This is a genomic window from Gemmatimonadaceae bacterium, assembly GCA_037721215.1.
In the GTDB taxonomy this organism is placed as follows: Bacteria; Gemmatimonadota; Gemmatimonadetes; order Gemmatimonadales; family Gemmatimonadaceae; genus UBA4720.
Window position 1 is genome coordinate 86,465 of the sequence record JBBJNV010000012.1, and the last position, 12,307, is coordinate 98,771.

At 60.0% G+C, this 12,307-nt stretch carries 10 protein-coding genes; 5 read left to right on the plus strand and 5 right to left on the minus strand.

Annotated features, from left to right (window positions below):
* Positions 1 to 105: 105 nt before the first annotated feature.
* Positions 106 to 1,467 (minus strand): GH1 family beta-glucosidase, encoded by a 1,362-nt coding sequence (locus tag WKF55_08300; GenBank protein MEJ7759581.1) that lies wholly within the window; start codon positions 1,465 to 1,467, stop codon positions 106 to 108.
* Positions 1,468 to 1,484: 17 nt separating this feature from the next.
* Between WKF55_08300 and ugpC the strand changes: the two genes are divergently transcribed.
* Complete coding sequence (gene ugpC, locus WKF55_08305) at positions 1,485 to 2,630, plus strand: sn-glycerol-3-phosphate ABC transporter ATP-binding protein UgpC (protein ID MEJ7759582.1); 1,146 nt, start codon at positions 1,485 to 1,487, stop codon at positions 2,628 to 2,630.
* A 170-nt stretch (positions 2,631 to 2,800) separates the two neighbouring features.
* Here the strand turns inward: ugpC and WKF55_08310 are convergent, their stop codons facing one another.
* Together WKF55_08310 and WKF55_08315 are read right to left on the minus strand one after the other, a co-directional pair.
* A complete protein-coding gene (locus WKF55_08310) occupies positions 2,801 to 3,184 on the minus strand; it encodes a four helix bundle protein (GenBank protein MEJ7759583.1) in 384 nt (127 codons plus the stop codon).
* 291 nt (positions 3,185 to 3,475) lie between these two features.
* A complete protein-coding gene (locus tag WKF55_08315) occupies positions 3,476 to 4,636 on the minus strand; it encodes an FAD-binding oxidoreductase (GenBank protein ID MEJ7759584.1) in 1,161 nt (386 codons plus the stop codon).
* Positions 4,637 to 4,917: 281 nt separating this feature from the next.
* Between WKF55_08315 and WKF55_08320 the strand changes: the two genes are divergently transcribed.
* From WKF55_08320 to WKF55_08335, 4 genes are all read left to right on the plus strand, one after another.
* Positions 4,918 to 5,958 (plus strand): AI-2E family transporter, encoded by a 1,041-nt coding sequence (locus WKF55_08320; GenBank protein ID MEJ7759585.1) that lies wholly within the window; start codon positions 4,918 to 4,920, stop codon positions 5,956 to 5,958.
* A gap of 152 nt (positions 5,959 to 6,110) precedes the next feature.
* Positions 6,111 to 8,789 (plus strand): cyanophycin synthetase, encoded by a 2,679-nt coding sequence (cphA, locus tag WKF55_08325; GenBank protein ID MEJ7759586.1) that lies wholly within the window; start codon positions 6,111 to 6,113, stop codon positions 8,787 to 8,789.
* A gap of 3 nt (positions 8,790 to 8,792) precedes the next feature.
* Entirely contained in the window at positions 8,793 to 9,860 is a 1,068-nt protein-coding gene (locus tag WKF55_08330; GenBank protein ID MEJ7759587.1) for a hypothetical protein, read from the plus strand.
* Between the two features lie 119 nt (positions 9,861 to 9,979).
* Positions 9,980 to 10,783: a cyanophycinase gene (locus WKF55_08335; GenBank protein ID MEJ7759588.1), complete on the plus strand. Its 804-nt coding sequence runs from the start codon at positions 9,980 to 9,982 to the stop codon at positions 10,781 to 10,783.
* Here WKF55_08335 and WKF55_08340 read toward each other — a convergent pair.
* Both WKF55_08340 and WKF55_08345 read right to left on the minus strand, forming a co-directional pair.
* Positions 10,771 to 11,340 carry a Uma2 family endonuclease gene (locus WKF55_08340; protein MEJ7759589.1) on the minus strand — a complete coding sequence of 190 codons (570 nt, stop codon included), beginning with the start codon at positions 11,338 to 11,340 and terminating at the stop codon, positions 10,771 to 10,773. The genes WKF55_08335 and WKF55_08340 overlap by 13 nt on opposite strands.
* A gap of 123 nt (positions 11,341 to 11,463) precedes the next feature.
* Positions 11,464 to 12,258, minus strand: a complete 795-nt coding sequence (locus WKF55_08345) for a creatininase family protein (GenBank protein MEJ7759590.1) — start codon at positions 12,256 to 12,258, stop codon at positions 11,464 to 11,466.
* Between the last annotated feature and the right edge of the window lie 49 nt (positions 12,259 to 12,307).

Genomic DNA, 12,307 nt, shown 5'->3' on the forward strand with positions numbered 1-12,307 from the left:
GTGAAACCCGATGTCATCGCCGGCCATGTTCATCCCGGCATCGTACGGAACCGGCCTTCTGCTTCGAGAGAGCAAGGTGTTCGCAGCCCGTCGCTCCGGCGGCGATCACTCCGCCAGTACTTCTCCGTTCGTGAGTATGACGTCGGCGTAATAGCGGCCGCTCGCCTTGATCGTCCGCTGCTGCGTCGCATAGTCGACATGAATGATGCCGAAACGCTTGGAGTAGCCGGCGCTCCACTCGAAATTGTCGAGAAGAGACCAGGCATAGTAACCATGCAGCGACACTCCCTGGCGTATCGCTTCCCCCACCGCACGCAGGTGGCCGCGCAGATAAGCGACACGAAGCGGGTCGTCGACGCGCCCGTCGATCGGCGCCGGAGGATCGTAGAAAGCGGACCCATTCTCCGTAATGTAGAGCGGGATGTCGCCGTACCTCTCCTTCACCCAGAGCAGCACGCGTGTGAGGGCGTCCGGAAATACCTCCCAGTTGGTTTCAGTGTAGATATGGCCACGCTGCGCAACGGCGCGCGCACGAAGTGGAATCTCGTTTTCATCGTGGACGGTGACACTGCGCGTGTAGTAATTGATCCCGAGAAAATCGATTTTTTCCGCTATCAGACGCATGTCTTCGGACGCCCATTCCTGCCAGGCATCGCCGAATATCTCGACCATTTCACTGGGGTATTCGCTGAGGATGAGCGGATCGAGGTACTGCCGATTCATGTAGGCGTCGGCCCGGGCAGTGGCGGCAATATCTTCTGTACTGTTCGAACCGGAATATTTGGGCTCGAGGTTTACGACGATGCCAACCTTGCTGATTCCGGCACTCTGGCTGGCTCGAAATGCCTGCACCGCGCGGCCATGGGCCCTGAGCACATTGTGCGAGACGATCGCTGCTTCATGCATGCTGCGATGTCCAGGTGCGAGTTTACCGTACATGTAGCCGCCATCCATGATCACCCACGGCTCGTTGATCGTCGCCCACAACGGTACTCGATCGCCGAGCTTGTCGAACATGACAACCGCGTAGTCCGCGAACCATTCCGAAATGTCACGGTTGAGCCAGCCACCGCGGTCGTCGAGAGCGGCCGGCAGGTCCCAATGGAACAGCGTTGCGTTGGGCTTGATTCCCCGTTCGAGCAGCGAGTCGACAAGGCGCGAATAAAAGTCGAGTCCCGGCTCATTCACACGGCCGGTTCCCTGCGGCATGACACGGCTCCACGAAATGCTGAATCTGTATGTATTCAGCCCGAGATCGCTCATCAATCCGACGTCAGAGCGATACCGCTGGTAGTGATCGCAGCTGATGTCCCCGGTGTCGCCATTCGCGGTCATGCCGGGCGTGTGCGAAAAGCGGTGCCAGTTACTCGCTCCCGCGCCATCGGCCAGAGGCGATCCCTCGATCTGGTATGCCGATGTCGCCGCGCCCCAGAGAAAACCGTCGGGAAAAACGTATCGATCAGCCATACTGAAGCCGGAGAACGATGGCACGCATAAAACTTGAAGGCATCCGCAAAATCTATCCCGGCCCGACTGAGAGTGTGGCCGTGCACGGCGTCGATCTCGATGTCGGCGATGGCGAGCTGGTCGTGCTCGTGGGCCCGTCAGGTTGCGGAAAGAGTACAACCCTTCGCATGATCGCCGGGCTGGAGTCAATCAGCGCCGGTAAGCTCTCGATCGACGGTCGTGCGGTGAACGATGTGCCGCCAAAGGATCGCGACATCGCGATGGTGTTCCAGAGCTACGCGCTATACCCTCACATGACGGTGCGCGAGAATCTGGCGTTCGCGCTCAAGCTGCGCGATACCCCGAAAGCCGAGATCAAGAGTCGTGTTGATCAGGCCGCTGCCACTCTCGGAATCGAGGGGTTTCTTGACCGCACCCCCCGCCAGCTCTCTGGCGGGCAACGGCAGCGAGTCGCGCTTGGCCGGGCAATCGTGCGTCAACCAAAGGTTTTTCTGTTCGACGAGCCGCTATCGAATCTCGATGCGCAGCTGCGTGTGCAGATGAGGCGGGAGATTGCACGGCTGCATCGAGACCTCAACGCCACGATGATTTACGTGACGCACGACCAGGTCGAGGCCATGACGCTCGGCGACAGGATCGTCGTAATGAACAACGGTCACGTTCAGCAGATCGATACGCCGATGCGGCTGTACGATCATCCCGCCAACCGCTTCGTGGCTGGATTTATCGGCAGCCCGTCGATGAACTTCATCACCGGCACCATCACCGCGGGGGAAGCGCCGGGGTTTACCGCCGCCGAGGGTGCATTCACGGTCCGCATCCCGCCCGGGCTCGCGGAACGCGTGGTGGATCTCAACGGGAAGGCAGTTATCATGGGCATCCGACCGGAAGATGTCTCGGTGGCCCTTGCGACTGGACCGGCACTTTTTGCGGGCGAATCGACAATTGTGGATCCGCCTGCGCTTGCACCGGCTCGACTCGATATCGTCGAAGCTCTTGGAAATGAGATTTTCGTGTATGCGACTGTTGGCGCGTTCAGCATTACTGCCCGCGTGTCGCCGCAGCCGTTGCCGCTTCCCGGCGAGCCTGTCACACTCGCGTTCGACCTTGCAAAGGCGCATTTCTTTGACAAAGAGACTGGAGCGCGGGTTGGAAAGGGGTGATTTCGCGGGCGCGTGAACACCAGCCGGGCTCCGGGCCCTGGGCTGCGGGCCTGAGCGGATGGGCTCGGGGCCATTAACGGCAACACCATGGGGTAAAAAAGCCAATGGCCTGGGCTTAGTGGGCCGGAGCCGGGAGCTTTGGTTTCAGGGGTGAGCCTTGCCTGATGCGGTCAGACCGCTTGCGGAGTTTTTGCGGGGGTAGACCCAGACAAGGTTTTTTGCAAGCCGATCAGCATCTTCCTCACTTGTATCGTTCGCTGGATCAGGGGGGCGGGTTTTTGCTCCGTAAGTACTTTCAGGTCCCGCGCTGCAATCAGGTGGTACTCCAGCTCCGAGGCTGATGCTACCGCATAGCCAAGGAAGCGGCTGAATTCCCGGTCGGTACGCTGCGCGCGGCCCTCGACGATGTTTGCGGGGATTGACATCGACGAGCGAATGATCTGGCTCTTCAGGGAGAGGTAGGCACCACCCCGAATCGCGCCAGCATGCGAATGCACCCGGAGCATCAAGTCATGCGCGTTCCGCCACACTTCGAGCTTGCGGAAATCAGACACGAGCCGAGCGCCCCTGGCGCGCGAGAATAATGGCCACGGTAGCCGTCATGACAGAAATCTGGCTCAGCACTTCATGCACGCGTTGCCCGATTAACTCCGTACTCATCATTTTGCCAAAACCCGTCGTAAGCCTCCCGGCCCCAGCCAAAAAGCCCAGGCCCTTGGCTTTGGTACCCAACGGTGTTGCCCTTAAAAGCCCAGAGCCGGCCGCCCAGAGCTCACAGCCCGGGCCCAGGCTAATCGGCCAGGTATGCCCGATCATCGCTGACGATCATGCCGCTCTTCACCGGGTCACAGCAATTCCTGTTTCGCGGGTTCACGCCCGTCCGCAAATCGAAGCGGGCTTAGTGCGGAGACATCGATTGCGGTTTCCTGCCCGCAAATGACTTCGGCCAGCAGCTGACCCAGAGCGGGCGCGTGCATCACGCCATGACCCGACGAGCCATTCACCAGCCAGAAATTATCGCACTCTGCCGATCTACCAAGAATCGCATGACTGTCGGGCGACATCTCGTAGAGTCCTCCGTAGCAGGAATTTCTGTCGATCTGGATTTCTCGCAATGCAGGGATGCGCTCACGCGTTCGTCTTGAGACCTCGTCAATCCAGGAATCGTCGACTGTCGTTACGAACGGCGCGCCCGCTACGCCGGGCGAAGGCCACGCCAGCAGCACGCGCCCATCGCGCACGCGCAGGTGGAATCCGTCGTCGAGAAAGATCGTCATCGGCATCCGGACGGGGAGCAGATCGCACGCCTCGGTGAACGCCACCTGGCGACGAAGGGCTGTAACCGGGAGGACGACCCCCGCAAGCGAGGCAACGCCTGCTGCCCATGGGCCCGCAGCGTTGACGATTTGCTCCACGGCAATCTCACCATGAGATGTCAGTACAGTTACGGCGCGTCCATCGCTGCCTCGCTTGACACCGACAACTGATGTGTTCCACCAGACTCGAACACCAAGCCGGGCCGCCGCTGTGAGGTAGCCCTCGAGTATTTCGAGGGGCCTGATGAATCCGTCCGTCGGGCAGTACGCACCCCCCACGATTCCGTCGAGAGAGACAGCGGGGTTTATCGCCGCAATGTCGGGCAGCGTTACTCCTCTCGCTTCATGGACGCCTTCGGCGATCTGAACCTGTCGTGCATCGTTGAGCGCACGCAACTGCGCATCGTTGCCGGCCAGCCACAGGTATCCGGCTTGTATGTATCCCGGATCGACACCAGTATCATCGCGAAAGCGAAGAAGCAGTTCACGGGACAACAGCGAGAGCCGGACGTTGACACGCGTCGAGAACTGTGCCCTGAACCCACCGGTTGCCCTGCCTGTACTTCCTGCCCCGCGACCCGGCGATCCATCGACGACGACAATATCCCGCACTCCTTTACGGGCAAGGTGGCAGGCGACGCTCGCGCCGATGACGCCCCCGCCAATTATCAAGACAGCGGCCGACTTCATATGCTCAACGCGACATTGCTGCGCGGAACGCAGGAACTTCCGAGCAGCACACGCGGGTGGATCGAAGATCGCATACACCCGGGACCAACCGGAATGGAGCTCTACTCATTGGCTGGCTCTCGTCTCATGCATTCAATTACCTGTCTGCTGCGACCGATTCGCCTGTCATCATTCTTCAATGGACATTGATATGGCTTCCAACGCAATTCGGTATCAGGTATTCTGTTGCCGGCACCCTGCAAGGCCGCGTACCTCGTGATTACGTGGAATGGAGGTCGCCCATGAAGCGGCTGCTCGCGATCGCTGTGGTGTTGATGTTGCTAGCGGCGCTCCACGCAAGTCGCCCGGTCACATTGCCGCTCGTTGCCGGCTGCATGATCGCGGCTCTCTCGTGGCCACTGCTCCGACGCCTTGAAAAAAGAATTCCACCATGGGCAGCTCTGCTGCTTACCATTCTCGCCGTCACGTCGGTGATCGTGGCACTGGTGGCTGCCCTGGGCTGGAGCGCCACCACGATAGGACGGGACCTTCAACAGCAGAGCGACCGCATCGCCTCGCTTCAATCTCAAATCAGCGCGTTCACTGAGCGTTTTGGAGTCACCCTTCCAGAATTTGGCAGCGGCGCTGAGCAAATCGGCAAGACCGAAAATGGAGAGAAAGGTGCAACCCATGGACTCGCAACGGCGATCGCGGGTGTGCTGTTCACTACGTTCGGATACCTCGCGCTGTCTATGGGATTCGCAGCTCTTGCGCTGGCCGAGCGGCGAGATGCCGCTGAGAAAATTCGCATCAGGTTTCCTAAGCAGAAGGCAGACACGCTGATCGGTATCTCTGCGAAAATCGGCACTGCAGCTCGGCAGTACTTCCGGGCCAAGTCCATCACGAGTGTCATTGCCGGCGTCATGACCGGTGTCATCGCGTTGGCCTTCGGGCTCAAGTTCGCGCTGATATGGGCACTGCTGGCGTTTCTTCTGGAGTACATCCCGACGATCGGATCGCTGCTGTCAGTCGTGCCGCCAGTGATTTACGCATTTGTCCAGTTCAATGGATTCGGGCAACCCCTTGGAATGCTTGCTGCGTTGACGGTGGCACAGCTCTTTCTCGGGAACTACATAGATCCGCGTCTCGAGGGCCGATTACTCAACGTCTCACCTCTCGTGGTGCTTTTTTCGATTGTCTTCTGGGGGTGGCTGTGGGGTCCCGCCGGCGCGCTGCTTGGCGTCCCGATAACCGTCGCCATCACGATTGTTACTCGTCAGTTCGAGGAGACACGGTGGATCTGGGCGCTTCTTTCCGACCCTGCTGACAAGCATGATGACTAGTGAATGCATCGCGTACTGCTCGCTGCGGATCGCAGGCTGCCGGATAGCTGCAGCCAGTGTCGTCGTGTCCCCTTCTCCGATCTGTCATGAGGTGCGATTTTGAACACCTGCCCTCTGCCCTCCCCATGACTCAGCACCTGGCTTCCCCGGAAATGGAACCCCCTGTAGCTCACGAACCCGTGACGCCCGATTCCGTCGGTCTCGACCCTGATGCATTGCAGGTCACCCGCCTGCGAGCGCTCCGCGGCCCGAACTACTGGCGCCTCGCGCCCGTCATTGCCTGTGATATTCGCCTCGGATCACTCGAGAAAGTCACCTCGGCTGACATCCCCGGTTTCGCTGCACAGCTGATTTCCATTCTTCCTTCGCTCGAATCGCACAAGTGCACCCGTGGCAAGCGCGGTGGTTTCATCGAGCGACTGCATGAGGGAACACACATCCCTCACATACTCGAGCACATCGCCCTTGAGCTACAATCGCTCATCGGCCACGACGTCAGCTTCGGCCGTGTGGTGGCATCGGGTGACGAGGGAGTCTGGTGGCTGATCATTGCGTACGAGGAAGAAGAGACCGGCCTGCGCGCAATGCGCGACGCCGTGAGGATTGTCCGCGCGTGTATTGCCGGCGAGGAAATCGACATCGACGCGACAGTCAACTCGCTGTTGTCGCTCTATGAATCATCCCGGCTCGGTCCTTCAACGAATTCGATTGTCGAGGAAGCACGACGACGGGGCATTCCCGTCCGCCGGCTCAACAAGTACTCGCTGGTGCAACTCGGCCTCGGACGAAACCTGCACCGCATTCAGGCGACCCTTTCCGATTCCACAAGCGCCATCGGTGTGGAAATAGCGCAGGATAAGGACGACACGAAGCGCGTCCTCGAAAACATCGGACTGCCGGTGCCGAAAGGCGACGTAGCACGCACCCTCGACGGCGCACTTGATGTTGCCGCCGAGATCGGCTACCCGGTTATCCTCAAGCCGATTGCGGCGAATCACGGTCGCGGAATATCCGGGCGAATAGGCGATGCCGGCGAGCTGCGCGCATCGTGGGACAGGTCAGCAGCCTATGGCGGCCGCATTGTCGTTGAACAATTCGCCGAGGGCAACGATCACCGGGTCCTGGTGGTGAATGGGAAAGTCGTAGCGGCAGCTGAGCGCGTAGCTGCGCATGTTGTCGGCGACGGAAAGCGGACTGTGAACGAGCTGATCGAGGAGGGCAACCGTGACCCGCGTCGCGGAATCGGGCATACGAGAATGCTGACGCGCCTTCCAAACGACGTGACGACGATCGAGCATCTGGCACTCGCTGGCCGAACGCTTGAGACGGTACCGGATGACGGTCAGTTCGTGCCGTTACGTGCCACCGCCAATCTTTCCACCGGCGGCACGTCGATCGATCGCACCGATGAGATGCACCCCGACAACATCACAGCGTGCGAGATGGCCGCGGGCGTGATCGGCCTCGATATCGCCGGCATCGATATTCTGACGCCGGATATTTCTGTGCCCTTCCGTGAAAACCGAAGCGTCATCATCGAAGTGAATGCCGGCCCCGGCATCAGGATGCATACCCATCCTGCCGAAGGACATCCGAGGAACGTCGCTGCGCCTATCATCGACATGCTGTACCCGCCAGGAGTCGAAGCGACCATTCCTGTGATCGCTGTAACCGGAACGAACGGCAAGACGACGACGACACGTCTCATCGCGCATCTCTTCCGCGTGAGTGAGAACGTCGTCGGCTTCACTACCACCGACGGCACCTATCTCGGCAGCCGACTCGTCATCGAAGGCGATATGACAGGCCCGTTCTCGGCGAACATCATCCTGTCGAATCCCACCGTCGACATTGCGGTACTTGAAACCGCGCGCGGAGGTATTCTGCGCGCCGGCCTTGGATTCGATGAGGCGGATGTTGGGGTAGTCCTCAATGTCAGCGCCGATCACCTGGGGCTGCGGGGAATTCACACTGTCGAGCAGCTTGCCGACGTCAAGAGTGTGATACCGGCGGTGGTAAAGCGTGAAGGCCACGCAGTGCTCAATGCCGACGATCCACTGGTGTACGCGATGCGCGACCGGACAATGGCCGATATCGTTCTTTTCTCGACAAGGCCTGAAGGCGAGAGTGACGAGTTCGAGCTGCACCTCTCACGCAACGGCATCGGCGCGCGGATCGAGAAAGACACTTTCGTCATTCGCCGCGGGCGGTTGCGCATTCCTATCGCTCCCGTGCGCGATGTTCCGTTGATGATGGGCGGGGCCGCGCGTTTCCAGCGCGAGAACATTCTCGCCGCGATCGCTACGGCGTACGTGCAGGGTATGCGGTATGACGATATCCGGGCCGGACTGTTGTCGTTCTTCCCTTCACCGTCGCTGACGCCGGGCCGGCTGAACCTGATGCGGTTTGGTGTGGGACGCGTGCTGGTGGACTACGCTCACAACGCTGCGGCAATCGCCGGCCTGATGGAGTTTGTGCACGGGATCGACGCTACCCGTCGCATTGGGATTCTCACCGCCCCCGGCGACCGGCGCGACGAGGATCTTCGAAATGTCGGACGCCTGTCAGCGAGTCTCGATTACGTCATCGTTCGCGAGGACAAGTACCGCCGTGGCCGGGAGACCGGCGACACTGCGAGGCTCATTATCGAGGGGCTGCGCGAAGCCGGGATGCACGAGGATCAAATGGAAATCATTTACGAGGAAGCGGAGAGTCTCAAGCGGGCACTCGATATGATGAAAGAGGGCGATCTTGTTTTCGTGCTCGCCGATAACGTCCCAGCAGTGCTCGACCAGATTCGCGCACTTTCCGCAGAGCATACCGCCCTGTAATTGATGGACAATCCGGATCCGGAAGCCGAAATTCGCATGATCACGCTTCATTCCACGCGTGGCGCGAATTTCTGGTCGCGGCACCCGGTGATGCGGATGGATCTCGCCGTCGGGGCGTACGAAGATATTTCATCGGCCGATGTTCCCGGGTTTACCGAAACACTGGTGGCGGCCATGCCGGGTCTCGAGGAGCATCGATGCAGTATCGGCGAGCGGGGAGGCTTTATCACGCGCCTCCATCGGGGCACGTACGCCGCGCATATCGTGGAGCATGTAGCGCTCGAGCTGCAATCGATGATCGGCCACGACGTGGGATTCGGACGCACACGGGGTGGTGACAATCCCGACGAGTACACACTCGTGTTCGAGCACATGCACGAGCCGGTGGGACTGCGCGCCGCGGCACTCGCCCTCGAAACAGTGCAACAGGCATTTGCGGGAACGTTGCACGGCGTGGCTCACGCGGTCGCGGAGCTGCAGTCGCTCGCGTCGAAGCCCGATGTTCCGTTGTTGCACCAGCATGTGTTATGCGGAATTACAGGCGGGTCGGACAGAGCGGCCACACGCGACGAGATAGTGCGTCGTGGTTTCGGCAGTGATGAACTGATTCTCGATGTTTCGCCGGCGTACCTGCTTCAGGCGGGGCTTCCGTATTCCAGGTCGGATATCGCAATAGTGCTCGACGCGGTGCTCACCGATGTACCCGAGCGTTACCGCGAGGAAGAGCGCGCCCAGCGGCTCGTCGCAACGGTCGCGGATGCTGTCCATCCCGGAGGAGTCGTAATTGTCCCAGCCAAGGAGTGGGAAGTTCAGGACATGGTGCGCAAGGCAGGGTGCTGTGTTGCGATCTTCGCGATTAACGCCGACGTAACGCAGCGCGACAAGCGCGTGGCGCGTGCGGTTGCTCTTGTCGAGGGAGGCCGAATAGTGCATGAGACTCGCGGTCGCGTTACCGAGATTGGAACTGTGCGGGATGATGCTCCCCTGGCGGCACAAGTGGCAGGTGCGCTTGCCGCATTCACGCTGGATGAGCTCCACCCACAGCCTGCCGCAGCCGCGGCAGCAACATAGGTATTCCGATTCCGACTGATTCAATCCGCCCGATACCGCCGTCGAAAAACACCGCGGCAGAGACGCTCGCCGCGATCGACGGCAAGCCGGTTATCGAACGGGCGGGCACACTGGTACTCATCGGTGGTGCATGTACGCCCGATGGCGACGCACTCGGCTCGTTTATACAGCTGGCCGCGGAATCGAACGAAAAAGGTCCGATCGTCGCCATCACTTCGGCGTCGAGTGATGTAAGAGGCAGCGCCAGGCACTGGAAGAAGGATTTGCGAAGTGCCAAAGCCGGCGATGCGGTTTTTCCTATCATCGAAAGCCGACAGGACGCGGCGAACGCGCGGACGGTTCAGCTCATAAAAGATTCAAAAGGGATATTCCTCGGCGGCGGAAGCCAGATCAAGCTCATCAGCACGCTCAGCGGTACACCGGTTGGCGATGCCATATGGGACCATTACGTGAATGGCGGCACCGTCTGCGGTACCAGCGCCGGAGCTGCAGCGCTCACGGAATTGACGCTCGCCGGCAATGAGGTTGATGAAGACGGCAATCTCGTCGAGCAATACATCGGACCCGGGCTCGGATTACTCGACTTCAAGACGATCATCGACACGCATTTTTCTCAGCGGCGGCGGCTGTACAGATTGTTCGTCGCCATCGCTGGTTACCCGGACATCATGGGGCTGGGCATCGACGAAGACACCGCAATGATCGTCAGGGGTGAAGTCGGGAAGATCGTCGGGCGAGGCGGTGTGACATTTGTCGACGGACGCACCGTGAAGTACGACAATGCCGAGGAGGTGACGAAAGGCCGCCAGCTCACATTGAGCGCGCTCAGGGTGGGAATGATTGGAACCGGATACACGTTCAATCTGAGGGAGCGGGAGCTGGAGGCAGCGATGATCGGTTCCGCCATCGCTCAGGTGCCGTAGTCGTCACCATCAATGTCCCGGAATATTTCGCCCAGGTCTATCACGATCTCTGACGTCAGACCGCTCGGGCGCCATGTCAGGCTTTGTTCCGCACTCAGGCCCTGGGCCTGACCCCGCTTCCACACCTCGACGGAGCGGTTGCGCGGGTCCACCAGCCAGTATTCCTCAACGCCGAGTGCCAGATATGCAGCTCGCTTCACTTCGCGGTCGTATATGCGGGATGATGGGCTTATCACTTCGACCGCAAGCCACCAGCCACTGATATCCCCCCAGTGTGTTCCCGGGGGAAATGATGCCGGCGAAACGAGAATGTCCGGTTGAAGCTGAGTGGTCTTTCCACGCTGGATAGCTCCGACCGCCACTACCTGCGCCAAACGGCCTCCGTCCAGCGCATCCATCAGCATATACACCAGTCGCGTCGCCACCACTTGATGCATGTTCGACGGCGCCGGAGTCACGAGCAATATCCCTTCGAGCAACTCGTACCGGTTGCCGTCGTCAGGAAAATCGTCGAGCATGTCAATCGTGAACCGCGGAACGTCGAGCGCCATTCCCATAGTCTGAATCCTCGGCAGGCAGAGCCGCAAGTGGACATCCGCGATTGTAATGATCGCATCCCCGGCGAACATCACCGTTTCATTTCAAGGCTCATTGTCGCCGGGCATTGTCGCTTATGAGCGCTACTCGTACATCGCGGCCAGATCCGCCGCTGCGAGTTCTGTAAGCAGACCCCCGATCCGCCGAGTGACCCCATCGAGAAACAGCGCGCCATTCTCTGCCGTTGCCCGGGCGGGATTGCCTGTCCCCGTGTCGTCGGAAACGCTGGTCCACTGCCGAGGTGCCCATGCCCATCCGTCACGCAGGCCACTGACCTTGAACTTCCTCGCGTGCCCATCCCCGGCCTCGGATATCGGCAGCAAGGTTTCCGGACTGATAGACATCATCACGCTCGTTTCAAGCTCTCCCGCATGGTCGCCGGGCTCGGCGAAATACGACTTCGGATCGATGCAGTTCCACCAGTTCACGGTACAGATGAACACACTGCATGCAGGCTGAAGCTCGCGAATCATCTGCCGGAAGTCATTGCCGCCGTGACTGTTCACGATGACGAGCTTTCTGATGCCCTGCTTCTCGAGCGAATGCGCTATGTCGGCGAGCAGCGCAGCCTGCGTACTCGGATTCATGTTGAGACACAGCTTGATGTCCAGCTGACCGGTGTTTACACCAAACGGCACCACCGGAAGTACGATGACCTTCGTACCTGCATCCCATGCGTGCCGCGCTGCTTCTCCTGCGACATACGCGGCTTCGACATTGTCGGTACCGTAAGGCAGATGGTAGTTGTGCGCCTCGGTCGCACCCCAAGGCAGGACAGCGACTTCATACGGCGTGTCGCGCACAGTTTTCCATGTGGTCTGCGCGAGAATATAGGGTTTGCCTGCCACTGAAAGGGACTCGCGGATTGAGGAATTCACGATGCTCGTGAACGCCGGAATGACCCGCCCGACGCCGAAGACAAGTTAG